This window comes from Tatumella sp. JGM91 (genome assembly GCF_018257575.1).
Lineage (GTDB): Bacteria > Pseudomonadota > Gammaproteobacteria > Enterobacterales > Enterobacteriaceae > Tatumella > Tatumella punctata.
In genome coordinates this window covers 230,358-256,040 of record NZ_JAERJP010000001.1, presented here as the reverse complement: position 1 = coordinate 256,040, position 25,683 = coordinate 230,358, and the positions used below count along the sequence as shown (strand labels likewise).

Annotated in this window: 23 protein-coding genes; 14 read left to right on the top strand and 9 right to left on the bottom strand. The window is 50.6% G+C overall.

Annotation, left to right across the window (positions count from 1 at the left end):
• Positions 1-134 precede the first annotated feature (134 nt).
• Entirely contained in the window at positions 135-3,671 is a 3,537-nt protein-coding gene (locus tag JK198_RS01275; protein ID WP_212709914.1) for a DNA translocase FtsK 4TM domain-containing protein, read from the bottom strand.
• 115 nt (positions 3,672-3,786) lie between these two features.
• Entirely contained in the window at positions 3,787-4,281 is a 495-nt protein-coding gene (gene lrp, locus JK198_RS01270) for a leucine-responsive transcriptional regulator Lrp (RefSeq protein ID WP_038019770.1), read from the bottom strand.
• A gap of 510 nt (positions 4,282-4,791) precedes the next feature.
• Here lrp and trxB point away from each other — a divergent pair.
• From trxB to infA, 5 genes are all read left to right on the top strand, one after another.
• Entirely contained in the window at positions 4,792-5,745 is a 954-nt protein-coding gene (gene trxB, locus JK198_RS01265; protein ID WP_212706711.1) for a thioredoxin-disulfide reductase, read from the top strand.
• 146 nt (positions 5,746-5,891) lie between these two features.
• Entirely contained in the window at positions 5,892-7,664 is a 1,773-nt protein-coding gene (gene cydD / locus JK198_RS01260; RefSeq protein ID WP_212706712.1) for a cysteine/glutathione ABC transporter permease/ATP-binding protein CydD, read from the top strand.
• Positions 7,661-9,391: a cysteine/glutathione ABC transporter ATP-binding protein/permease CydC gene (cydC, locus tag JK198_RS01255; RefSeq protein ID WP_212706713.1), complete on the top strand. Its 1,731-nt coding sequence runs from the start codon at positions 7,661-7,663 to the stop codon at positions 9,389-9,391. Before cydD ends, cydC begins: the two co-directional genes overlap by 4 nt.
• A 10-nt stretch (positions 9,392-9,401) precedes the next feature.
• Positions 9,402-10,100, top strand: coding sequence for a leucyl/phenylalanyl-tRNA--protein transferase (aat, locus tag JK198_RS01250; protein ID WP_212706714.1), 699 nt, complete (start codon positions 9,402-9,404; stop codon positions 10,098-10,100).
• A gap of 341 nt (positions 10,101-10,441) precedes the next feature.
• Entirely contained in the window at positions 10,442-10,660 is a 219-nt protein-coding gene (infA, locus tag JK198_RS01245) for a translation initiation factor IF-1 (protein WP_002211347.1), read from the top strand.
• Positions 10,661-10,746: 86 nt separating this feature from the next.
• Here the strand turns inward: infA and clpA are convergent, their stop codons facing one another.
• Together clpA and clpS are read right to left on the bottom strand one after the other, a co-directional pair.
• On the bottom strand, positions 10,747-13,029 hold the full coding sequence (gene clpA, locus JK198_RS01240) for an ATP-dependent Clp protease ATP-binding subunit ClpA (protein WP_212709913.1): 2,283 nt from the start codon (positions 13,027-13,029) through the stop codon (positions 10,747-10,749).
• Positions 13,030-13,082: 53 nt separating this feature from the next.
• Complete coding sequence (clpS, locus tag JK198_RS01235; protein WP_212706716.1) at positions 13,083-13,406, bottom strand: ATP-dependent Clp protease adapter ClpS; 324 nt, start codon at positions 13,404-13,406, stop codon at positions 13,083-13,085.
• Positions 13,407-13,712: 306 nt separating this feature from the next.
• Here clpS and cspD point away from each other — a divergent pair, with 306 nt between their 5' ends.
• The 3 genes from cspD (at position 13,713) to ltaE (ending at position 17,083) form a co-directional block, all read left to right on the top strand.
• On the top strand, positions 13,713-13,940 hold the full coding sequence (gene cspD, locus JK198_RS01230) for a cold shock domain-containing protein CspD (protein ID WP_212706717.1): 228 nt from the start codon (positions 13,713-13,715) through the stop codon (positions 13,938-13,940).
• A 320-nt stretch (positions 13,941-14,260) separates the two neighbouring features.
• Entirely contained in the window at positions 14,261-15,982 is a 1,722-nt protein-coding gene (gene poxB, locus JK198_RS01225) for a ubiquinone-dependent pyruvate dehydrogenase (RefSeq protein WP_212706718.1), read from the top strand.
• Positions 15,983-16,060: 78 nt separating this feature from the next.
• Positions 16,061-17,083 carry a low-specificity L-threonine aldolase gene (ltaE, locus tag JK198_RS01220; protein WP_212706719.1) on the top strand — a complete coding sequence of 341 codons (1,023 nt, stop codon included), beginning with the start codon at positions 16,061-16,063 and terminating at the stop codon, positions 17,081-17,083.
• On the opposite strand, the gene JK198_RS01215 is transcribed toward ltaE, so the two are convergent.
• Complete coding sequence (locus tag JK198_RS01215) at positions 17,084-17,926, bottom strand: N-acetylmuramoyl-L-alanine amidase (RefSeq protein WP_249212912.1); 843 nt, start codon at positions 17,924-17,926, stop codon at positions 17,084-17,086.
• Positions 17,927-18,080: 154 nt separating this feature from the next.
• Here JK198_RS01215 and artP point away from each other — a divergent pair, with 154 nt between their 5' ends.
• Genes artP through artM form a run of 4 tightly spaced genes read left to right on the top strand, consistent with a single transcriptional unit; the run spans position 18,081 to position 20,945 of the window.
• Positions 18,081-18,809, top strand: a complete 729-nt coding sequence (gene artP, locus JK198_RS01210) for an arginine ABC transporter ATP-binding protein ArtP (RefSeq protein WP_212709912.1) — start codon at positions 18,081-18,083, stop codon at positions 18,807-18,809.
• A 13-nt stretch (positions 18,810-18,822) separates the two neighbouring features.
• Positions 18,823-19,554, top strand: coding sequence for an arginine ABC transporter substrate-binding protein (artJ, locus tag JK198_RS01205; protein WP_212706721.1), 732 nt, complete (start codon positions 18,823-18,825; stop codon positions 19,552-19,554).
• A gap of 6 nt (positions 19,555-19,560) precedes the next feature.
• Entirely contained in the window at positions 19,561-20,277 is a 717-nt protein-coding gene (gene artQ, locus JK198_RS01200; protein ID WP_212706722.1) for an arginine ABC transporter permease ArtQ, read from the top strand.
• The gene (artM, locus tag JK198_RS01195; RefSeq protein WP_212706723.1) at positions 20,277-20,945 is read left to right on the top strand and encodes an arginine ABC transporter permease ArtM; all 669 of its coding nucleotides are present in this window, start codon (positions 20,277-20,279) and stop codon (positions 20,943-20,945) included. Before artQ ends, artM begins: the two co-directional genes overlap by 1 nt.
• A 50-nt stretch (positions 20,946-20,995) precedes the next feature.
• Here the strand turns inward: artM and JK198_RS01190 are convergent, their stop codons facing one another.
• From JK198_RS01190 to JK198_RS01175, 4 genes are all read right to left on the bottom strand, one after another.
• Positions 20,996-21,475, bottom strand: a complete 480-nt coding sequence (locus tag JK198_RS01190) for a YbjO family protein (RefSeq protein WP_212709911.1) — start codon at positions 21,473-21,475, stop codon at positions 20,996-20,998.
• Positions 21,476-21,533: 58 nt separating this feature from the next.
• Entirely contained in the window at positions 21,534-22,013 is a 480-nt protein-coding gene (locus tag JK198_RS01185; RefSeq protein WP_212706725.1) for a YbjN domain-containing protein, read from the bottom strand.
• A gap of 137 nt (positions 22,014-22,150) precedes the next feature.
• Complete coding sequence (gene nfsA / locus JK198_RS01180) at positions 22,151-22,873, bottom strand: oxygen-insensitive NADPH nitroreductase (RefSeq protein ID WP_212709910.1); 723 nt, start codon at positions 22,871-22,873, stop codon at positions 22,151-22,153.
• Positions 22,874-22,904: 31 nt separating this feature from the next.
• Positions 22,905-23,147 (bottom strand): DUF1418 family protein, encoded by a 243-nt coding sequence (locus JK198_RS01175; RefSeq protein WP_212706727.1) that lies wholly within the window; start codon positions 23,145-23,147, stop codon positions 22,905-22,907.
• A 171-nt stretch (positions 23,148-23,318) separates the two neighbouring features.
• On the opposite strand from JK198_RS01175, the gene JK198_RS01170 reads away from it, so the two are divergent.
• Both JK198_RS01170 and JK198_RS01165 read left to right on the top strand, forming a co-directional pair.
• Positions 23,319-23,582 (top strand): GrxA family glutaredoxin, encoded by a 264-nt coding sequence (locus JK198_RS01170; RefSeq protein ID WP_212706728.1) that lies wholly within the window; start codon positions 23,319-23,321, stop codon positions 23,580-23,582.
• 208 nt (positions 23,583-23,790) lie between these two features.
• Positions 23,791-25,476 (top strand): aspartate:alanine antiporter, encoded by a 1,686-nt coding sequence (locus JK198_RS01165; protein WP_212706729.1) that lies wholly within the window; start codon positions 23,791-23,793, stop codon positions 25,474-25,476.
• Positions 25,477-25,683 lie beyond the last annotated feature (207 nt).

The window sequence follows — 25,683 nt, the reverse complement described above, 5'->3', positions numbered from 1 at the left end:
CCCTAGCCACTGTCATATGATTCCGACAGGAGAAAAAACTGAAAGCTGTTAGCCACACTATGGAGATGGTACAGCAGATAAGCAATGGGCCAGAAAACTCTGGCCCATTGCTGGTTAGCTAATATCCCGGTGAATTACATTTCATGGGGCGGAGGTGCCAGAACCTCACGGTTACCGTTATGACCAGGCTCAGAGACAATTCCCTGAGCCTCCATCTGCTCAATAATACGGGCAGCACGGTTATAACCAATACGGAACTGACGCTGGACCCCGGAAATAGAGGCCCGGCGTTTTTCCACTACAAATCCGACCGCCTGGTCAAATAACGGGTCAAGTTCTTCACCATTATTATCACCGCCGCCGGAGCCACTCTCACTCTCATCACCCGCCGTAATACTGTCAATATACTGAGGGCGACCACGGGCTTTCCAGTCCTGCACCACTGCATGAACTTCCTGATCACGAACAAAGGCACCGTGGACACGCACCGGCATCGATGAGTTCGGTGGCATATACAACATATCGCCCATCCCGAGCAGAGATTCAGCGCCAGCCTGATCAAGAATGGTTCTTGAATCTATTTTACTGGATACGGTAAACGCAATACGGGTTGGAATATTAGCTTTAATCAGACCGGTAATAACATCCACCGACGGTCGCTGGGTTGCCAGCACCAGATGTATTCCTGCGGCACGTGCTTTCTGAGCCAGGCGGGCAATCAGTTCTTCAACTTTTTTACCTACGGCCATCATCAGGTCGGCAAACTCATCCACCAGAACCACAATGTAAGGCAGTTTTTCCAGGACCGGTGGCGTCGTGTCCATACTGTCTCCCGGTTTCCAGAACGGATCAGGAATCGGACGCCCCATGGCTTCAGCCTGCTCTACTTTCTCGTTATAACCTGCCAGGTTACGTACTCCCAGCGCGGACATCAGTTTATAACGGCGTTCCATTTCTCCGACACTCCAGCGCAACGCATTGGCTGCATCTTTCATATCGGTAACCACTTCTGTCAGCAAATGAGGTATACCTTCATACACTGAGAGTTCCAGCATTTTAGGGTCGATCATAATAAAACGAACTTCATCAGGTGTTGCTTTGTATAGCATACTGATGATCATCGCATTTACACCAACTGACTTACCTGACCCTGTAGTACCGGCCACCAGCAAATGAGGCATTTTCGCCAGATCAGCCACCACCGGCTGCCCGGCAATATCTTTACCCAGTACGACCGCTAACGGTGACGGATTATCCCGGAATTTTGCACAGTCCAGCACTTCACGCAAATAAACGGTTTGACGATGTTTGTTCGGTAACTCCAGACCGACATAAGGTTTGCCGGGGATAACTTCAACAATACGCACCGCTACCGCCGATAAAGAACGCGCAAGATCCCGCGACAAATTAGAAATTCTGGCAGCTTTCACCCCCGGCGCCAGGTCCAGCTCAAAGCGGGTGATCACCGGTCCGGGAGAAATGCCAACCACTTCCGCTTTCACACGAAAATCGCCCAGCCGTGCTTCGACCAGTTTACCTGTCTGCTCAAGGGCGAACATATCGACCGGTTCTTCCTCCGACGGAGGAGGCGTCAGTAAATCCAGCGTTGGCAGCGGTGTGGATGGTTTTTCCAGCGGCTGTTCATGACGAACCAGGAACGGATGGAACAGGCTTTGCTGCTGGCTGCTGGCTGCCGGTTGTGCTCCCTGAACAGCAGTGGTTTCTGCTGGCTGCGGGGTCACCGCCGGACGGGCAGCAGACAAATTCGGACTGTGCGAATCCACAGGTGCTGACACGGGCATTTCAGGTGCAGCTGCGGGGACTTCCGGTTCTGGTTCAGTCGCAGGGGCGATAGTGAACAAAGGTTCACCGGGCCCCTCATCGACCAGGTCTTTCATCGGCGAAAAGTCGAATGCAGATAATGTTTCAGCGGATACTGATGCTACCGACGGCTCCGGCCCGGCAGGCGTTGGTGCGGGAACATCCCGGTAACGCTGCTGCTGATGCTCGGCAAACTGACGGGCCAGTGCTGCCTGTTGCAACATATCTTCATCCTGAGTCGCATCATCGTCATCTGTATGGCCATAACGCTCAGTTTGTTGTTTTGCGAATGCCTGACCTAATTCTGCCTGTTCAAATGCAGCAGCTTCCTCATCCGTACAGGAGGCATCAAAGCCGCCTGTATGCGCTTTTTCCGCTTCGCGTGCTTTTTCTTCTGCCATCCGCTGTGAGGGCAGTTTAATTCCATAAGACGCCATTTCACGGCGGGTGGGTAAACGCACCGGATTTGGTCGTGGCAACTCAGGCCCGCCAATCCCTTTTTTTACCTGCGGATTGTTGTCACGGGTTTTATCTGCAACCGCTGTCTGAGAGGATAATTTTCCCATACTGGCAGCGACTGCAAACGGTGACTGTCCCGCAGGTTTGACCACTGTCGCAGCAGTTGCAGCAGCAACGGGTTGTTCATGCACAGCAGCTGTTACTGACTCAGCCCGCGCGGCGGTCACAGCCACAGCATCAGGAACGACGACAGATTCAGGGACGTCAAAGTGATAACGCGGTGGCAGTGGTGCTGTTGTTATACTGTCTGTCGGCGCAGTATACGCCTGACGTGCAACAGCAGGCTCCGGCCGGGACGGGGATGGATGTTTCTGTGTAGCAGCACCCTCGTTTGTTTCAGGAACCAGCGGTTCAGCAGGCATAACAGCGTCTCTGTGCTCTGCAGATTCAGACGGTGAAGACCAGCGTGACGGACTAAACAGCGGATCATTGTCATCCTCACTGCCCAGTGTCACAGGCATACTAAACAAAGGATCATCGTTTTTTGTATGGCTGTTTGTTGCCAGTGAACTGAATAACGGATCATTATCTTCATCCGTAGCTTCAGCAGCAGGATGAACTTCCGAAAATGATGCTGCTGACGCAGGCTGCTTGTTACGCAGTAACGGGTCTGCAACAACGTCCCCTGGCGGCACTGTTGCCGGTTTTTTTATTGCCGCCGGCCCCTGCTCAAACACCTCAGCATCATCTTCATCATCCCCGTATTCATCACCGCGGGAACGGTTGCTGGCAAAGGTCAGTACTGACATTACCGCGCCACCAATTTTTTCCGCAATCGTCAGCCATGACCAGCCGGTATACAGGGTGATACCTGCCGCCCAGACACACAACAGCACCAGGGTACCTGTGGCCTGATTTAAATATGGCGCCATCGCACTGCTGACCAGGCTGCCAATAACCCCCCCGGAAGCAAAATACCAGATATCATCTGCATTTATCGCCGCCAGACCACAGGTAGTGACCACTAAAGCCAGCACCCCTATCAGGCGTAAACCGATAGCAAAATAATCAATGTAGTCTTCATAGTTGCGGTGGCGAAAGGTTATCCAGCACAGGCCAAGGATCACCAGCGGAATAGCATACGCCATTACCCCGAAAACAAATAACAGGGTATCCGCAAGCCATGCGCCGGGGCTGCCGCCAAGGTTATGAATTGGTTCGTGCCAGGCAGTCTGAGACCAGCTGGGGTCAGAGGGATTGAAACTGACCAGCGACACCATCAGATAAACAGCAAAAAGAGCTACCAGAATAAGTAAAGCTTCCAGCAGCCGCCGCCCGCTACTCAGCGGGGTAAGAGATACTTCTTTGTCTTCTGTATATTCCTGGCTCAAGTGAACTCTCCAGGTGCCTGTCAACTAAAGAGAGGAACAGCACCGGTATTAGCACTGTCCCTGTATGAATTCACAGGAGTGTACCTAATTGCTAACGCTTTTGCACCTGCCTGATTTAGCGAGTTTTAATCACCAGACGGTTGCTCTGTTTTACTTCTTCCATCACCACATAGGTACGGGTATCGTTCACACCCGGCAAGCGTAGCAAGGTTTCACCGAGTAATTTACGGTATGCCGACATATCGGGAACACGGGTTTTCAGCAGATAATCAAAATCGCCGGATACCAGGTGACACTCCTGAGTTTCCTCAAGTTTTTGTACCGCAGCATTAAACTGCTCAAAAACATCAGGCGCCCCGCGATTCAGAGTTATCTCAACAAAAACCAGTAACGAAGCATCCAGATAATGTGGATTGAGTAACGCCGTATAACCCAGAATAAAACCCTGGCGTTCGAGGCGGCGAACCCGCTCAAGGCATGGCGTAGGTGATAACCCGACACGTTTTGAAAGCTCAACATTCGAAATACGGCCATCTTTTTGCAGCTCGTTCAGAATGTTTCTGTCAATGCGATCCAAATCTTTGCCAGGGCGTTTCTTGTTGTCTGTCATTATTATTGTCTCTCTTTTTCCTTCCCTAAGACTACCTGCCCGTTAATCGTTTCATGATTCAGGGCATGAATTATGGTAAAGCAACTACCTGCTGTATTCGTGTTTTCAGCACCTTTCACTGTCTGTCCACGCTGAAAGGCGCTAAATTCTATTCAGGTGTATATATTCAGTGTTTCGGACCAACACTCGCGCGGTCTGTATTCACTGAACATGATTTGCTTCCCCCCATGTTTTCGCAAAACAGCAGGCGATTGTCAAAGTAAAACATACAATTTCAGTACATCATTCCGTAACCTGCCGTTTGTCATGTTTTGAAGAGGCTGTTTTGGGCTATTTTATCTGTCAGAACACGGCAAAATTACCTCATAACCCTGCTTTTGCTGATTAACGATTACTTTTAACGTTTGCAATAATAAGTAATCTCATCCGCGGAACTCTTTTTTTCAATCGTCACTTTGCCTACAATCACAGAATTATTTGCCTGCGGGCTATTTATTGAGGAAATAAAGCATGGCCAAACACAGTAAATTACTTATCCTGGGTTCCGGGCCTGCGGGTTACACCGCAGCGGTTTATGCTGCGCGCGCTAACCTGAAACCTGTACTGATCACCGGTGTGGAAAAAGGCGGACAGCTGACCACCACGACTGACGTCGAAAACTGGCCTGGTGACCCTGAGGGGCTGACGGGTCCGGCGCTGATGGAACGTATGCACGAGCATGCTGTCAAGTTCGATACAGAAATCGTGTTTGATCATATTCATACTGTCGATCTGAAAAACCGTCCCTTCCGTCTGATCGGCGATAGCGGTGAATATACTGCCGATGCACTGATTATTGCGACAGGAGCGTCGGCCCGTTATATCGGCTTGCCTTCCGAAGAAGAGTTCAAAGGTAAGGGTGTATCAGCCTGTGCAACCTGTGACGGATTTTTCTATCGTCAGCAAAAAGTCGCCGTGGTCGGTGGCGGGAACACCGCTGTAGAAGAAGCCCTGTACCTGTCGAATATCGCTTCAGAAGTACACCTGATTCACCGCCGCGACACTTTCCGCGCAGAAAAGATCCTGATTAACCGGTTGATGGAAAAAGTCGCCAGCGGCAATATCGTTTTACATACAAACCGCACTCTGGATGCCGTAACCGGTGATGATATGGGTGTTACCGGAGCTCGCCTGATGCCTACCGATGGCAGTACTGACGCTGAACAGATCGACGTCGCCGGGGTATTTATCGCTATCGGACACAGCCCGAACACCGCTATTTTTGCCGATCAACTTGAACTGAATAATGGATATATTGTTGTGCAGTCCGGTCTGAACGGCAATGCCACTCAGACCAGCATTCCCGGTGTATTCGCCGCCGGAGACGTTATGGACCATACCTACCGTCAGGCCATTACCTCTGCCGGAACCGGATGTATGGCAGCCCTGGATGCAGAGCGGTATCTGGATGGTCTGGCAGAATAACCATTCATTATAGTTACGCTATTCTTATGACAAAGGCGACGGTGAAACTGTCGCCTTTTTGCTGTCTGCCATGCTAGAGTACCGGTACTTTTCAAGGGGATATTAATTATCACCGCCGGTAGCTGACTCTCACTTAGCAGAATCCAATGAATAAATCCCGACAACAGTTTTTACTTCGCTGGCTAAAACAACAAAGACATTACGGTGGCCGCTGGCTGCGTCTTTCGGTTATCAGCGGGGTCTTCAGTGCCGTACTGATTATTGTCCAGGCCGGTTTACTGGCACTCCTGCTGGAAAACTTCATCCTGAAACAGCAGATTCCCGTAAACACACTGCCGTTGCTGCTGGTCCTTGCCGGCTGTTTTGTGTTGCGCGCTCTGTTACATTACTTTCGCGAACTTTTTGGATTCCGGGCAGGTATGGCAATCCGGCAGGCTATTCGCCAGCAAATTATCGACCGGCTGGAAAGCTGCGGGCCGGTATGGGTTAAAACGCGCCCCACGGGCAGCTGGACGACCCTGCTGCAGGAACAGATCGAAAATATGCAGGATTACTACGCCCGTTATCTGCCACAGATGTCCCTGGCTGCCTTAATTCCGCTGATGATTCTGATCGTGCTGGCCCCGGTTAACTGGGCCGCCGCCTTAATTCTGTTTTGTACTGCGCCGCTGATCCCCCTGTTTATGGCGATGGTCGGAATGGGCGCGGCAGAAGCTAACCGCAGAAATTTTCATGCCCTTGCCCGTCTCAGCGGTGATTTTCTGGACCGTCTGCGTGGTCTGGATACACTGCGCCTTTTTCACCGGGGGCAGGCAGAACAACAAGCCATCGCCGACAGCTCTGAGCAATTCCGCCAGCGGACGATGGAAGTCCTGCGGATGGCATTTTTATCTTCTGCTGTACTGGAATTTTTCGCGGCCATTTCTATCGCGGTGGTGGCGGTTTATTTCGGGTTTTCCTATCTTGGTGTGCTGCATTTCGGCGATTATCATCGCGGTGTCACCCTGTTTGCCGGATTCCTGGTATTAATACTGGCTCCTGAGTTTTTCCAGCCATTACGCGATCTTGGCAACTTTTATCATGCTAAAGCACAGGCAGTTGGCGCTGCTGATGTGCTTGAAGCATTTCTCCGGCAAAGCCCGCAGAAAAGCACCGCGACTGAATCACTGCGCCCGCAATGGCAAGGCGCGGTGGCACTGGTGGCCACCAATATGGTCGTCACCACTGCCAGCGGCCAGCCCCTGACGGAGCCCCTGAATTTTACCCTCGCCGCAGGGAAAAGAGTTGCTCTGCTCGGGACCAGTGGTGCCGGTAAAACATCCCTGATGAATGCCTTGCTTGGTTTTTTACCTTATACCGGATCACTGACGATTAATGGCAGCGAATTACGCGATACGGACACGGAGTACTGGCAGAAAAATATCGCCTGGGTTGGACAAAATCCGGTTCTGCCGGAAACAACCCTCCGCGAAAACATTACTTTCGGCCGGGCCTGTGACGATAAACAATTTCAGCAGGCACTGCATTCTGCAGGTATCCATGACTTTATCCGTCAGTTACCGCAGGGGGCTGAAACGGCTATCGGTGATAATGCCAGTGGTTTATCCGTCGGACAGGCGCAACGTATCGCCGTCGCGAGGGCATTACTGTTACCCGCCAGCCTGATGCTGTTGGATGAACCCGCAGCCAGCCTGGACAGCCGCAGTGAACAGCAAGTTATGCGGGCGTTACAACAAGCCTCTTTACAGCAAACAACCCTGATGATCACCCATCAGCCTCAGGGCTTGCAGGACTGGGATGAGATCTGGGTAATGGGCCGCGGTCAGATAATCCAGCGTGGTCGCTGGCAGGAACTGGCCGCCACACCGGGTGCTTTTCGCGACATGTTGCAGCATCGCAGCAAGGAGTTACAGTCATGAAAACGTTACTGCCTTTTCTGCGTTTATGGCAACGCCACTGGTTACAGCTGACTCTCGGGGTGATACTGGCGATCCTTACCCTGCTGGCCAGTATCAGTCTGCTGACACTGTCGGGCTGGTTCCTTGCGGCCTCAGCGGTGGCAGGTACTGCCGGTCTGTACAGTTTCAACTATATGCTGCCGGCCGCAGGGGTACGTGGTGCGGCGATTATCCGTACCGCAGCCCGTTATTTTGAGCGGTTAGTCAGCCATGACGGTACATTCCGCGTACTGCAACACCTGCGGGTCTACACTTTCAGTAAACTTTTCCCCCTCTCCCCTGCCGGCCTGGCAACGTTTCGCCAGGGAGACTTACTGAACCGCTTTGTCGCTGATGTCGATAATCTGGACCATCTTTATCTGCGTGTTCTGTCACCGCTGATCGGGGCTCTGTGCGTCATCGTTGCGGTGACCACCGGTCTCAGCTTTCTCAGCCTGTCACTGGCACTGGTGACAGGAGGGATTATGCTGCTTACCCTGCTGATCCTGCCGCCGCTGTTTTACCGGCTGGGGAAATCTTCAGGCCACGATCTGACCGCCCTGAATGCAGAATACCGGCTACAGCTGACCCGCTGGCTGAGCAGCATGGCTGAACTTAAAATTTACCAGCATCAGAAAAGCTGGCAACAGCAATTGTCTGCAACCGGCCAGCAATTAATCGCGGCCCAGCAACGCCAGCATGCATTAACCGCCGCGTCTCAGAGTGTGCTGATGATCATTACCGGGATCAGTGTCTGTATTGTGCTCTGGCTGGGGGGCGAATGGCTGAGCGGACCTGACAATAACCCGACACTACTGGCTTTGTTTGTCTTTTGTGTCCTGGCTGCTTTTGAATCTCTCGGCCCGGTCGCCTCGTCTTTTCTGCATATTTCGCGGGTAATACTTTCCGCCAGCCGTTTAAGCGAATTGTTACAACAAGCTCCGGCAGTGGTCTTTCCTGAAGCGTCACCGGCCACGCCAGGCCAGATATCCATACAGGTCACTGACCTGGGTTTCCGCTATCCGGGTCAGGGGCAATGGGTACTTAACGATCTGAGCCTGAAAGTGGATTCCGGTGAGAAAATAGCCTTACTCGGATTGACTGGATGTGGGAAGTCTACGCTGTTGCAATTGCTCACCCGTGCAGCTGACCCGGATAAAGGCGGGATCAGTTTCAATAATCTGCCACTGACAGAATGGGATGAAGCCACTCTTCGCCAGCGTACCAGCGTAGTTACACAGCGTGTGGCTTTATTTAATCAGACCTTACGGGATAATTTGCTGCTGGCGTCCCCGCACAGCAGTGACAGTGATCTGACAGAGGTATTACAACAGACCGGGCTGCATAGCCTGCTGGAGGGTGAAGGCCTGAACGGCTGGATGGGCGAAGGCGGCAGAACCCTCTCCGGGGGCGAATTGCGCCGTTTAGCTATTGCCCGGGCGATGCTGCATCAGGGGGAACTCTGGTTACTGGATGAGCCAACCGAGGGGCTTGATGCCACAACTGAGCAACAAATTCTGCACTTACTCCGACAGGTTACCCGCGATAAAACGCTGATTATGGTCACACACCGCCTGAGCGGGCTGACAGAAATGGACCGCATCTGCGTACTGGAGGACGGCAGAATCATTGAACAGGGTCATCACCGGCAATTACTGGAGCACCGGGGGCGTTACTGGCAATTCAGCCAGCGTCTGAGGGATCAGTGAGCAGAGAATCATGACATTTCATTTACCACAATTGCAGCAGAATTCCTTGTTATTCCCTGCCCCGTCGACCGCACTCAGAGAACCGGAGGGGCTGCTGGCTTTTGGCGGAGATCTCAGCCCGCAGAGAATGCAGAGTGCTTACCGGCAGGGTATTTTTCCGTGGTTCTCCGAACATGACCCCATTTTATGGTGGTCGCCGGATCCGCGGGCAGTTTTATATCCGGAAGAGTTTCACCTCAGCCGCAGTATGAGACGCTTTCACCGGCACTCACCCTATCGGGTGACAGTAGATCAGGATTTTGAAGGGGTGATCCGCGGCTGTGCGACTGGCCGGACTGATGGCTGCTGGATCACTGATGATGTGATCAGTGCCTGGTTAACACTGTTCAGTCTCGGGGTGGCTCACTCTGTCGAGGTCTGGTCCGGGCAACAACTGGCCGGCGGATTATATGGGCTGGCATCAGGCCAGTTATTTTGTGCCGAATCCATGTTCAGTCGCGCAGAAAATGCATCTAAAACCGCCTTAATGTTGTTCTGCCGGCACTTCCTGGCCCATGGCGGCAGACTGATTGATTGCCAAATCCTTAACCCGCATACTGCTTCGCTGGGTGCCCGGCAAATTCCGCGCCGCGACTATCTGCAAATGATTGAACAGCTGCAGAAATGCAGTCTTTCTGCCGGTTGCTGGTATCCGGATGAGCTGATTTGACCGGGGTGTAATGTTTTGCATACATTCCGCAGGAAAAGTGATAGACTGCGTGTGCTTGTTATGTCGTTAGCTTTTTCGAAACTACTCTCTCAAAAGCGGCTGGAAATTAAGCCTGCCGGGTACAAAAGAACAACAAGGAAGGTTTTCCCCGACTTGCTATTCCGCTGCCTGTGGCTGTTTCCATAATTGACGTCACAACACCCTAATTTCCGGACAATGTGCATGTTTTTACATGACGCATAACGAACTGTTGGTAAAAGCACCAACAATTCTTTACTTAGATACCATAATTCGGCATTATCTTGCCGATTTAAATTTAGCTAGTCCATTCAGAGGATTCGATGGCCAAAGAAGACAATATTGAAATGCAGGGTACCGTACTGGATACGTTGCCTAACACCATGTTCCGCGTTGAGCTTGAAAACGGTCACGTGGTTACCGCTCATATCTCTGGCAAAATGCGTAAAAACTATATCCGCATTCTGACCGGCGATAAAGTCACTGTTGAACTGACTCCTTATGATCTGAGCAAGGGTCGCATTGTCTTCCGTAGTCGCTAATATTCAGTAAATTTTTTGCCTGAAATAGCGGCATAAAAAAAGGCCGGAAACTCCGGCCTTCTGTTTTACTGTCAGTCACTACGGCATCAATGTACTGTTCCTGCTGCCTTACGCTTTTCCGCACTTTCGAAGTGATAGGTTAATGTGTTGCTGGTTTTATCCAGCGCCACTGTCACCGCCCCGCCCTCTGTTAATGATCCGAACAGTAATTCATTCGCCAGCGGTTTTTTCAGGTTTTCCTGCACCGTACGGGCCATTGGTCGGGCACCCATTGCTTTGTCATAGCCTTTTTCTGCCAGCCAGTCCCGGGCTTCATCGCTCACTTCCAGCGAAACTCCTTTCTGATCCAGCTGAGCCTGTAATTCGACAATAAATTTATCCACCACCTGATGAATCACCTCACTGGATAAATGATCAAACCAGATAATATTATCCAGACGGTTGCGGAATTCCGGCGTAAAGGTCTTTTTAATCTCTTCCATAGCATCGGTGCTATTGTCCTGATGAATAAGCCCTATAGATTTACGCTCAGTTTCGCGGACCCCGGCATTGGTCGTCATCACCAGCACTACATTACGGAAGTCTGCTTTACGGCCATTGTTATCCGTCAGCGTCCCGTTATCCATGACCTGTAATAACAGGTTAAACACATCCGGATGTGCCTTTTCGATTTCATCCAGCAATACCACCGAATGAGGATGCTTGATCACGGCATCGGTCAGTAATCCGCCCTGGTCATAACCGACATATCCCGGAGGCGCGCCGATCAACCGGCTGACCGTATGACGTTCCATATATTCAGACATATCAAAACGCAACAGTTCAATTCCCAGCGCTTTTGCCAGTTGTACAGTCACCTCGGTTTTACCAACCCCGGTCGGCCCGGCAAACAGGAAAGACCCCACAGGCTTATGATCATGCCCCAGTCCGGCGCGACTCATTTTGATGGCTTCGGACAAGGCATCAATTGCGTTATTCTGACCAAACACCAGCATTTTCAGCCGGGATTCCAGCTGACGCAGCGTATCTTTGTCTGTCGCCGAGACGCTTTGTTCCGGGATTCGGGCAATACGTGCGACAACAGATTCGATATCCTGCACATTGATCGTTTTTTTACGTTTACTCTGGGGAACTAAACGCGCACGGGCCCCGGCTTCATCAATCACATCAATGGCTTTATCCGGCAGATGGCGATCATTAATATATTTCACCGCCAGCTCAACGGCGGCCCGTACCGCTTTAGCCGTATAGCGGACATCGTGGTGTGCTTCATATTTTGCTTTCAGGCCGTTAATAATCTGAACAGTTTCTTCGGCCGAAGGTTCTGTGATATCAATTTTCTGGAAACGACGAGCCAGAGCACGGTCTTTTTCAAAAATTGAGCTGAACTCCTGATAAGTTGTCGAACCCATCACCCGGATTTTGCCACTGGATAATAGCGGTTTAATCAGGTTTGCTGCATCGACCTGCCCTCCGGAAGCAGCTCCCGCACCGATGATGGTATGGATTTCATCAATAAACAGAATACTGTGCTCATCCTGCTCTAATTGTTTCAGCAGCGCTTTAAAACGTTTTTCGAAATCACCACGATACTTGGTTCCGGCCAGCAAAGAACCGATATCCAGCGAATACAGGGTACAGTCTTTCATGACTTCCGGCACATCACCCTGTTCAATTCGCCAGGCCAGTCCTTCAGCAATAGCCGTTTTACCCACCCCGGATTCGCCCACCAGCAGCGGATTATTTTTACGGCGACGACACAGGACCTGAATTGCCCGCTCCAGTTCTTTATCGCGGCCGATCAGCGGATCGATGCCGCCCACCCGGGCCAGCTGATTCAGATTGGTGGTGAAGTTTTCCATACGTTCCTCCCCGCCTGCACTCTGTTCTTCGTTTGTGGCCTGGTGTTCCGTATCCGGCGAACTGTCAGTTTCGTCTTTACGGGTGCCATGAGAAATAAAATTCACAACATCCAGTCGGCTGACTTCATGCTTACGTAACAGATAAGCCGCCTGAGACTCCTGTTCGCTAAAAATAGCCACCAGTACGTTGGCACCATTCACTTCGCTGCGGCCGGATGACTGCACATGGAAGACGGCGCGCTGTAAAACACGCTGGAAACTCAGGGTTGGCTGGGTATCCCGTTCATCCCCGGTCTCCGGTAATACCGGTGTGGTTTTCTCAATAAAGGTTTCAAGTTCCTGACGAAGCACCAGCAAGTCCACCGAACAGGCTTCAAGGGCCTCGCGTGCCGACGGGTTACTGATAAGCGCCAGTAACAGATGCTCCACGGTCATAAACTCATGGTGGTGCTCCCGCGCTCTGGCGAAAGCCATATTTAAACTGAGTTCCAGTTCCTGGTTGAGCATAAGGCACCTCCCCCTCAATTAACGCTCTGATATATACCTGCAGATATGGAGGCTTAATCAGCTTTTTCCAGAGTGCATAGCAAAGGATGTTCATTTTCTCTTGCGTATTGGTTCACTCTGACGACTTTTGTTTCTGCTACTTCGGCAGTAAACACTCCGCAAACGGCTTTTCCTTCATAATGCACCGCCAGCATCAACTGCGTTGCGCGTTCAGTATCATAAGAAAAGAACTTTTGCAGTACGTCAATAACAAATTCCATAGGTGTATAATCGTCATTGTTCAAAATAACCTTATACAGTGACGGTGGCTTCAGTTCTTCACGGGTCTTATCGTCAGCAAGTTGTTCAAAATTAAGCCAGTCATTAGTGTTCGCCATAATATTCCACTGAATTATTCATTACTCTGCGTAAGATCTATCAGTTAAGTCTACCATGCCCTAAAAACGATGCGCAGCCCGCAACCATACTGATGAATATAAACCGCGGGCCGGATCAGGATGCTATAGCGTTAACTGCTTCAAAGTTTGAGTAATTATCACTGCTGTTGCGGCTGAATTTCTTGACGATATTTCGCGGTAAAGGGATAGTCACAGTTAACGTATTGTCTGTTTTTTCATCAGGTGGCTATCCTGCCCACAGCCATCTTCATTTAATTTTGCACTTCAGGTAAGAGGCATCGTCACATGGAAACAGGTTTTGTAAAGTGGTTTAACAATGCCAAAGGATTTGGTTTTATTTGCCCGGATGCAGGGGGCGAAGATATTTTTGCACACTACTCCACCATTCAGATGGAAGGATATAAGACACTGAAAGCAGGACAGAAAGTGAATTTTAATGCCAGCACAGGCGCGAAAGGTAACCAGGCAAGCCTGATTATCCCTATCAGTGAATCTGAGGCTAATCTGTCATAATCCTATGGGCTGTGCAAACTGTCCCGCACAGTGCGTTAAATTCAGGCAGTGTCTGTGTTGCAAAGCATTCCATTCATCCCCGTACCCTGTCCGGTTTTTTTCGTACTCATAACGGTATTGATTGCACAGCTTTTTTCGCCAACATTCCCCCCCGCCGGCGCCGGTATCCGGTATTCGACGGTAAGCTCCTGACAGCCCCGTGACCGGATAAATACGTGCTGTCGGCCACTGATGTGCATGATATGCGCTACACTTTTGTTCATTATTTCTGCTGAAAAATTGTCTCTGCTGTTACTGCACACACCATTTCGGGGGTTGAAATGAAAAGTACTGTTGCCTCATTTATTGTTAAAAGTCTGGAGCTTGCCGGTGTAAAACGTATCTGGGGAGTCACTGGAGACTCACTGAACGGTATCAATGACAGCCTGAACAACCTGAAAACCATTGAATGGATGTCCACCCGTCATGAAGAAGCCGCCGCTTTTGCGGCCGGCGCCGAAGCGATGATCACCGGTCAGCTTGCCGTATGTGCCGGTTCCTGTGGCCCCGGAAATTTACATCTGATTAATGGTCTGTTTGATTGTCACCGTAATAATACTCCGGTGCTGGCTATCGCAGCCCATATTCCCTCGAGTGAAATTGGCAGTAACTATTTCCAGGAGACTCATCCCGGGGAATTATTTAAAGAATGCAGCCATTATTGTGAAATGATCTCTAACCCTGAACAACTGCCGCTGGTACTGGCAATAGCAATGCGTAAGGCGATTCTGGATCGCGGAGTTTCGGTCATTGTGCTCCCCGGAGATATCGCCTTGTCCGCCGCCCCGGAAAATGCGGTTGCTGAGTGGTATCCTCCGGCACTGCCTGTGACTGTACCTTCCCTGCTGCAACTCAATACCCTGGCAGAAATACTTAACCGGTCAAAAAACATCACTCTGTTATGTGGCAGCGGCTGTGCCGGTGCCCGTCATGAGGTGATTGAACTCGCCGGGCGACTTAAAGCGCCGATCGTTCATGCCTTACGGGGCAAAGAATACCTCGAATACGATAATCCTTATGATGTCGGTATGACCGGATTTATCGGATTTTCCTCCGGTTATCACGCAATGAAAAATGCCGATACCTTACTGATGCTGGGTACCCGCTTCCCGTACCGGGCATTTTATCCGTCCGCGGCCAACGTGATTCAGCTGGATATTTCAGCCGGCAGTCTGGGAGCCCATTGCCATGTTGATTTACCTCTGGTCGGTGAAGTAAAAGCAACCTTGCAGTTACTGTTGCCACGTCTGGATGAGAAGCGAAACCGTAAGCACCTCGACAATGCGGTAGTCAACTACCAGGACTCACGCAAAGCCCTTGATGAACTGGCCATTCCTAATGATAAACAGGCCATCCATCCCCAGTATCTGGCAGAGCAGATCAGTGAACTGGCCAGTGACGATGCCATCTTTACCTGTGATGTCGGCACGCCGACTGTCTGGGCGGCCAGGTATCTGAAAATGAACGGTAAACGCCGTTTACTGGGATCCTTTAATCATGGCTCAATGGCAAATGCCATGCCACAGGCTATCGGGGCACAGGCCGCTGACTCCGGGCGACAGGTCGTTGCGCTCTGCGGTGACGGTGGTTTTGCTATGCTGATGGGCGATTTATTATCTATTGCTCAGCATAACCTGCCGGTAAAACTGATTATTTTCAACAACAGTGTCCTCGGATTTGTCGCCATGGAAATGAAGGCTGGCGGCTTTCTGACAGAAGGTACTGAACTGGAGAACCCTGATTTTGCTGCCATAGCTGCAGCCTGTAATATTAAAGGGATCCATGTTGAAAAAGCCTCAGAACTGAGTGATGCATTACGCCGGGCTTTTGATCATCCCGGCCCCGTGTTGGTAGATGTCACTACAGCGCGGGAAGAGCTGGTTATGCCGCCGAAAGTAAAACTGGAACAGGCGAAAGGATTCAGTCTGTATATGTTGCGGGCTATTATTAACGGCCGCGGCGATGAAATTATAGATCTGGCAAAAACCAACTGGTTACGATAAAAGTGAACAGCAGCCGCTGACAGTGGCTGCTGTTTCTGCCCGCTGCCGGGCACCTTTTCAGCAACTGCGGAGTAGCCAGTGATTGATTTACGAAGTGATACCGTTACCCGGCCGGGTACGGAGATGTTACGTAAAATGATGTCTGCACCCACCGGGGACGATGTGTATGGTGATGATCCTAGCGTCAATGCACTACAGGAAAAAGCAGCAGCATTAAGCGGTAAACAGGCCGCATTATTTTTTCCTTCCGGTACCCAGGCCAACCTGGCTGCCTTGCTCAGCCATTGCCAGCGTGGTGATGAATATATTGCCGGACAACAGGCCCACAATTATAAATATGAAGCCGGCGGTGCTGCTGTTCTGGGCAGCATACAACCCCAGCCAGTGACCGCCTGCGAGGATGGTACACTGCCACTTGACGAGATACGTCAAGCCATCAAACCCCGTGATATCCATTTTGCCCGCACACGGCTGATCAGTATCGAAAATACACATCAGGGCAAAGCATTACCCTTGCCCTGGCTGAAAGAAGTGTATGATTTTTCCCGGCAACAGCAGCTGGCATTGCATATTGATGGTGCCCGTATATTTAATGCGGCAGTCGCCACGGGTCAGCCTCTGGAGGGCCTGAGCCGATATTGTGACAGCCTGTCCATATGCTTATCAAAGGGGCTGGCCGCACCTGTCGGGTCTTTATTGTGTGGCAGCCATGAGTTTATCGAAGAAGCCTGCCGCTGGCGAAAAATGACCGGGGGCGGCATGCGTCAGGCCGGAATACTGGCAGCTGCGGGGATTTACGCACTGGACCATAATATCGACAGGCTGGCTGAAGACCATGATAACGCCTGCTGGCTGGCACAGCAGCTGACTGAGCTGGGGGTTGAAGTAGAAAGCCAGCACACGAATATGCTGTTTATCCGGCTGCCAGAGAGCATGGTCCTTCCGTTACAACAGTGGATGGATCAGCACGCCATCCGCATCAGTTTTTCACCACGTACCCGGCTGGTCACCCATATCGAAACCCGCCGCGAAGCGTTACAACAGGTAATCTCGGCCTGGAAAGCGTTTCTCCGCCAGTTACCAGACGGTTCAGCCGGATAATTATTCGCCATATTTTTGTAACAAAGCCCGTGCGATAGCCTCAGTTTGTGCATCCGCCAGGCCTGAGATCAGCGATGGCCTGAAGTGCATCTGGAAAGCCTTAATCAGCATCTGACGCTGAGAGGCAGAGAGCGTATCTCCGCTCTGGTAACCATAACGGTTTAACAACCCCAGCAGAACACGCTGGTCGGCAGGCTGTCTCGGCTGCCGGCCTGCCAGCCAGAAACGGACACTCTGGCTGTCAGGCCATGCCCCCACCCCGGCTTTTGCCAGTTTCTCCCACGGAAAGCAGGGACCGGGGTCTTGTTTACGCAGCGGTGCAATATCACTATGGCCGACAATATTCTGCGGTCGCAGGGCATAGCGGGCGATAATATCCTGCAGCAATGCTGTCAGCACCGCAATCTGCCGGGGTGAATAAGCATCACAGCGGTAACCTGCCGGGGTTCGGTAATACCCCTGGTTAACCAGTTCAATACCGATTGAAATATTATTCAGATGAGACAGGCCCCGCCAGCGGCTGTTGCCCGCGTGCCATGCAACCTGTGTTTCCGGTACCAGCTGATAACTGTCGGCGTTTATCTGCTGCCGTGCGGCCATCTCCGGGATCAGATAATGTGCACTGACCTTACCCCGGGAGAGAATATCTAAAGAACGGGCATTATCTTCTGCCGTATAATGAATAACAGCCATCTGTACCCGTGGCTGTTGTCCTGCCGCCGTTATCTGGTGGTCAACACTGTAGCCCTGACGTTGTTCAATAGGCGGCGAGTGGCATCCGCTAAGCAATATCGCCAGCCATAAGAGATAGCTTCGCGGGCGAATATCTGTTACACATTTCATAAGTTACCCCGCAAAAATATTCAACACCGGCACCGTACTTTCTGCTGTATTTCAATCCACACAAGGCATTTAAATAATTTTCAACCGCTATAATTGCATAACTATGCCGTCAACGTTACTATCAGAGCACTTTACCACTATTCAATTTTTGCGCATGAGTATTCAACTTCACGGGATTAACTGCTTTTATGGCGATCACCAGGCGCTGTTCGATATCGAACTGAATTGCCCGCAGGGCGAAACGATGGTTCTGCTCGGTCCCAGTGGTGCAGGTAAAAGCTCACTCCTCCGGGTACTCAATTTACTGGAGATGCCACGTTCCGGCGAACTTTCTATTGCCGGTAACCGGTTTAATTTTCGTAATAAACCCGCAGAAAATGAGATTCGGGAACTTCGCCGCAATGTCGGGATTGTATTTCAGCAATACAATCTGTGGCCACACCTGACGGTAATGCAGAATCTGACCGAAGCCCCCTGCCGGGTTCTCGGATTAAATAAGGCCGTTGCCAGCCAGCGTGCCAGCACCTTGCTGGAACGGCTGAAACTGACCCCCTTTGCCGGACGCTTTCCGCTGCATCTTTCAGGCGGACAGCAGCAACGTGTTGCCATTGCCAGGGCTCTGATGATGGAACCACAGGTATTATTGTTTGACGAGCCTACGGCTGCTCTTGATCCGGAAATTACCGGCCAGGTTGTCGACATTATTCGTGAGTTATCACGGACCAATATTACTCAGGTCATCGTAACTCATGAAGTGGAAGTTGCCAGAAAAACCGCCAGCCGCGTAGTTTACATGGAAAACGGGCATATTATTGAACAGGGGGATGCCAGCCATTTCAGTCAGCCACAGACCCCTGAATTCGCCAACTATCTTTCTCATTAACCGGGTAATAACTATGAAAAAAATTATTTTAGCTGCCCTGCTCGCCGGCGTAAGTTTAAGCGCATCTGCAGCAACAACTCTGCACTTTGCCACCGAAGCATCTTATCCTCCGTTTGAGTTTATCGGGGCCGATAACAAAATCCAGGGCTTTGATGTGGATCTGGCTAATGCGATTTGTAAAAAAATTGACGCTACCTGCGAGTTCAGTAATCAGTCGTTTGACAGCCTGATCCCGGGCCTGAAATTCCGCCGTTATGATGTAGTCATGGCCGGAATGGATATCACCCCTGATCGTGAAAAACAGGTACTCTTTACTCAGCCATACTACGATAACTCAGCATTATTTATCGCTCAGAAAGGAAAAGTCGCGGATATCGCGGCCCTGAAAGGAATGCGGGTCGGGGTACAGAATGGGACAACTCACCAGAAGTTCCTGACCGATAAACACCCTGAAATCACCATGGTACCTTATGACAGTTACCAGAACGCTATGCTGGACCTTGAGAATGGCCGGGTGAGCGCAGTATTCGGAGACACCGCGGTGGTTAACGAATGGCTGAAAAAAGATCCTAAATTAGCCGCCGTTGGTGCCAAAGTTACCGATAAAGACTATTTCGGTACCGGTCTGGGTATTGCCGTCCGTCAGGGCAACACGCCTTTGCAGCAGTCCCTGAATAAAGGCCTGTCAGAAGTGAAAGCTGACGGTACTTATCAGACGATCTACCACAAATGGTTCCAGCAGTAATTTCTGATGAACGAGTTACTTCCTCTCGCAAGCGCCGCCGGGATGACCGTCGGCCTTGCCGTTTGCGCATTACTGATTGGCCTGCTGCTGGCTATGCTGTTTGCTGGCTGGGAATCACTGCGGATTAAAATCCTGGCATGGCCGGGCACGCTGCTGGTTACCGTGCTGCGCGGCTTGCCGGAGATTCTGGTCGTTCTGGGGATCTATTTCGGGTCTTCCCAGCTGTTGCTGACCTTATCCGACGGATTTACCCTCCCGCTGGGCTTTACCCGGCTCCATATTCAGATGACCATTAATGACTTTAATGTCAGCCCCTTTCTTTGCGGGGTGATTGCATTATCGCTGTTGTATTCTGCTTATGCATCACAGACGTTACGTGGTGCCCTGAAAGCGATACCTGCTGGTCAGTGGGAATCAGGCCAGGCACTGGGTATGAAAAAGCTGACCATCTTCCGTCGGCTGATTTTGCCCCAGATGTGGCGGCATGCACTGCCGGGACTGGGAAATCAGTGGATGGTGCTGTTAAAGGATACGGCCCTGGTTTCGCTCATCAGTGTTAATGATCTAATGTTACAGACCAAAAGTATCGCCACCCGCACCCAGCAGCCTTTTACCTGGTATTTAATCGCTGCTGCAATTTACCTGGTTGTTACCCTGGTCAGCCAGTTTATCTTACGGCGAATAGAACAGCACACGACCCGGTTTGAACAGGAGAACGCTTAATGGCTGAGTATTTTCCTCAACTGCTGAAAGGCCTGCATATCAGCCTGTTCCTTACCCTGACGTCGATGGTGATTGCCCTGATACTGGCGGTTATTTTTACCCTGATTTTGGCACTGAAAAAACCTTTTGCCAGCCGTCTGGTCAGGATTTATATAACCCTGTTTACCGGTACGCCTTTACTGGTACAGATTTTCCTGATCTATTACGGCCCGGGTCAGTTCCCGCAATTACAACACTATCCGACACTCTGGGCATTATTATCACAGCCCTGGCTATGCGCCATCCTTGCCCTGTCCCTGAACAGTGCCGCCTATACCACCCAGTTGTTTTACGGTGCTGTCAAAGCCATTCCCTCCGGACAGTGGCAGTCCTGTGCCGCCCTCGGTATGAGTAAAGGCCAGACATTGCGTATTTTGCTGCCGTATGCTTTTAAACGCGCACTTTCGGCGTACTCAAATGAAGTGGTACTGATTTTTAAAAGTACCTCACTGGCCTATACCATCACACTGATGGATGTCATGGGTGAAGGGCAATTATTATATGGCAGAACCTACGATGTATCGGTATTTGTCGCCGCCGGTATTATTTATCTGTGTGTTAATGGATTACTGACCTTACTCATGCGCGGTGTCGAATACTATGCCCTGCGGTTTGAACGACGTAATTAGTCTGTCTGGCGGGTGGGTTCCGGCTCACCCGCACACTTCTGTCTGCCCCCTCAGTCTGTTCTTCCGGCAAGGTTGTGCCCTTTAAAGAAACCATGGCTGCTGGCAGGTATATAAAGCATCAGCAAAATAAGTACATCAGGGATTTTTTGCAGTAACAGATGACGGCCTAACTGTTGTGCGTCCTCCATATCGATACCGGGCAGTGCCCCGTCCCCCGGCCAGCAGATCACGATGACCAGCAATAACAGCAATCCCTGGCAACCGATAAACATTTTTCTTCCGCCGGGTTTGCCCGCCAGTAATGCAACCGCAGTGGCAATTTCCGATAAATATACCACCAGCACCAGGCTGAACAGCAACAGATAACCGGGTAGCAGACTTAACTGAGGTAATAGCTCACCGTGCTGAGCTCCGTCAGGCTGAAAAACAAACATCAGCAGATTAAAAAGACGCGTCAGAAGAATAGCAATCGCGGCGGCAAGCACCGGAGCCGGTAAACGTCCGGCAGAAAAAAAAGGCATTGCTGACATAGTCGCTCCTCCTGTTAATCACAACCCGCGGGTTGTGAACCGCAATCTGTCGGCGAAATCAGTGCAGCATGGCGTGATGAAGCACAGGAGGTTGTCCGTCAGGATCATCAGGGTAAATCAGCATCCGGTTAGCAAACGCTTCCATAATAATCATAGAAATCTGAGCTTCACTTTGCTGCATAAAATAAGTGAACTGGGACAGGGTAATACCACATTCGATATTCAGGGACTGACAAACAATCAGTTTTGGCAGGGTATCATCCTGAATATCCAGAAAGGCTTTTGCCGTCAGAGAGCTGGCATTGACCTGAGACAGTTCACCCGCCAGTAATAATAAGGCCGAAGGCCTGACCTCAGCTCTGGCGGTAAACAGGATGACATTGTCCGCAATATCCAGTTTAGCATCAAAGACCCCGTCGAAATTCTGCATCGCAGGCAAATGCAAAGCCCGGCAACTATCGCATTCGAACCACTCGATATGTTGCTTATCCATCCAGTCACACAGTGTCTCAAGTTCGGGTCTGACAAGGGTATCCATATTCATATCCGGCTGAAGTGGCAGCGCAATAGATTACGCAAAAACCACCGTGAACTCCATGATATCAGGCAAAAAGCGCTATCTTAGCCACAGAACCCGGCAGTACCATCACTGCCGGTGGCGATAATCATCCGGTCTCAGCGGTTGGCCCAGCCTTGCTGGTGGAGGAAATCAAGCATAAACGGACGGTTTTCTTTGATAAGCATTCGCTGAATCATTCCGCTCCAGCTTTCCTGACGGGCATTACTGTTGCGCTGCTGATAATAGGCGAGAATATGCTGATCATATGCCTGCAGCTCTTGCGCATCCATGGGCTGGTATTGGTTGTCGTGTACCAGTAAAGATAAGGGCAGCCGGGGCTTTATCTCCGGACGATCATCAGGCCAGCCAATACATAAACCGAACAATGGTAGTACAAAACGTGGTAAATCAAGTAATTCGCTCACCTCATAAGGATGATTACGCAGGCCACCGATAAAAACCCCGCCCATCCCCAGAGATTCTGCGGCAACCATTGCATTTTGAGCCATCAGCGCCGTGTCCACACAGCCCAGCAATAATTGTTCAGCCAGACCCAGTTCGGCATCAGGACAGATTTGCTGATGGCGATTAAAGTCTGCGCAGAACACCCAGAACTCGGCAGCCTCACTTACCCAGGGCTGATGTCCTGCCAGTTCAGCCAGCGTATTCCGTTTTTCACGATCGCTGATACGAATAATTGATGAACATTGCAGAAAGCTGGAGGTTGAAGCCGACTGCGCTGCACGAAAAATTGCCTCACGTTGCTGTTCACTGACCGGTTGCGGTTTATAAGCACGGACTGAGCGATGATCGCAAATCAGGTCGATGGTGGGGGTCATTACTCTCTCCTTGATACTGTCATTGATACTGTTACTTTTTCTGAGCCGTGTCGCGCACTAACATTGCTACAACGGTACGCCAGATCAGTACACACACTGCAGGTAATATCAGGATTACGCCGCAAAACAGACTGGCTTTTGCCAGAAAGTGATTTTCTGTCCCGGTGCCGAACGCAAAATTGCTGTTAAGTAGTACCAGGGCCATCAGGATAAAAAAAACGCCGATGAGCTCCGTGATGATCAGGCTGCGGGGTAAACGATTACTATCGGGCATTAGTTATTGCTCTCTTTTACTGATTGTGCGGCAGATACCCGCCTGTCGGGCTGATTGATAGTAACATTCAGAGTAACAGGTATTTCCTGCTTTAATTCATCTCTTCCGACAGGCATGATACACAGTCTTGACCCTATTTAAATGTGATATTACTTATTTCAGGAGATCACCATGTTTGCAGTTATTTTTGGTCGTCCGGGCTGCCCTTATTGTGTTCGTGCGAAAGAACTGGCGGAAAAACTGACCGAACAACGTGAAGATTTTAGCTATCGCTATGTCGACATTCAGGCAGAAGGGATCACTAAAGCTGACCTGGAAAAAACCGTCGGTAAACCGGTAGAAACCGTACCACAAATCTTCCTTGACCAGCTGCATGTCGGTGGGTTCACTGAATTTCAGGCCTATGCGAAAGAAAATCTGGGATTATTCCAGTAAATGCTGACCAGGGGGCAGGGATTATCCTGCACCCTGCGCTTTTTTACCGCCTGTTTTACCGGTATTTTTCATCTTTTTTCCCTGAGCCACTGATAGCCTGCCTGCAGAAATCCGTTTAGAATAACGCCTTTCCGTCAACGGTATCCCTCGTCCCTGATCGGCCGCTGACTTTATTGTTCCTTCCTTTTTGCGGATAAGAAGTTAATTTGTGAACATCAACGTCGTCAACCTGCTGAGTGCCAATGACGTCCTGCTGTTATTCGTTGTGCTTTCTCTGGGGCTTTGTCTGGGGAAACTCCGTATCGGCAGTATTCAGCTCGGCAGTTCTATCGGGGTATTGGTCATGTCACTGTTACTTGGACAGCAACATTTTTCGATCAATACCAATGCGTTAAGCCTTGGATTTATGTTGTTTATCTTTTGTGTCGGGGTGGAAGCCGGGCCTAACTTTTTTTCTATCTTTTTCCGCGACGGGAAAAACTATTTTATGCTGGCATCAGTGATGGTGATCAGCGCACTGCTGCTGGCCCTGGGGTTAGGTAAAGCTTTCCACTGGGATATCGGCCTGACTGCCGGGATGCTGGCCGGTTCAATGACATCAACGCCGGTATTAGTCGGTGCCGGAGATACACTCCGTCAGAGTGTCAGTGACGGTAAACAACTGACACTTATGCAGGATCACCTCAGTCTCGGTTACGCTCTGACCTACCTGATAGGGCTGGTCAGTCTAATCCTCGGTGCCCGTTACCTGCCAAGGTTACAACACCAGGATTTACCGACCAGTGCCCAGCAGATTGCCCGTGAACGCGGGCTGGATGCAGATAGTCAGCGCAAAGTATTTTTACCGGTAATCCGGGCTTACCGTGTCGGTCTGGAACTGGTCGAATGGAGTGACGGGAAAAACCTGCGTGAGCTGGGTATCTACCGGCAAACCGGTTGTTATATCGAGCGGATCAGACGTAATGGTATTCTGGCCAGTCCGGACGGTGATGCGGTACTGCAACAAGGGGATGATATTTCTCTGGTTGGCTATCCTGATGCCCATGCACGGCTGGATCCGAGTTTTCGTCATGGTAAAGAAGTTTTTGATCGTGAACTGCTGGATATGCGTATTGTCACCGAAGAAATTGTGGTGAAAAACCATAATGCGGTGAATAAAAGACTGGGTAAACTGCGTTTAACGGATCATGGTTGTTTCCTTAACCGCGTGATCCGTAACCAGATCGAAATGCCTATTGATGACGATATTATCCTCAATAAAGGCGATATTCTCCAGGTGAGCGGGGAAGCGAAACGGGTAAAGAGTATTGCTGACCGGATTGGCTTTATTGCCATTCATAGTCAGGTCACCGATCTGCTGGCTTTCTGTGCATTTTTTGTGGTTGGCCTGATGATCGGTATGATCACTTTCCAGTTCAGTAATTTTAACGTTGGTATCGGTAATGCGGCCGGGTTACTGTTCGCCGGTATTATGCTGGGATTTTTACGTGCGAACCATCCTACTTTTGGCTATATCCCGCAGGGCGCATTAACGATGGTCAAAGAGTTTGGTCTGATGGTATTTATGGCCGGGGTCGGCCTGAGTGCAGGCAGTGGTATTAATCATGGTCTTGGTAACGCGGGCCTGGCTATGTTGCTGTGTGGTTTACTGGTCAGCCTGATTCCGGTGGTCATCGCTTATTTATTTGGTGCTTATGTACTGCGTATGAACCGCGCCATGCTGTTCGGGGCGCTGATGGGTGCCAGAACCTGTGCCCCGGCGATGGAAATCATTACCGATACAGCACGCAGCAGTATCCCTGCCCTTGGTTATGCGGGTACCTATGCCATAGCCAACGTGTTACTGACGCTGGCCGGCACACTTATCGTGCTACTCTGGCCTCTGACCGGCTGAATTTAAAAAGGGACAGCGAACTTTCTCTGTCCCGGACCGTCATAACCTGTGCCACTGCTTTTCTTTAAAACCCCGTCACTTCAGGGTCCCGCCAGTTCACTGGCGGGTTTTTCTTTTTGTGTCGGAGCAACAATGCCTCCCCGGACCTCGCATTTTGTGTGGTTGTGTAACAAAAGCACAGATAAACAAGAATTAAGACCAGGATTA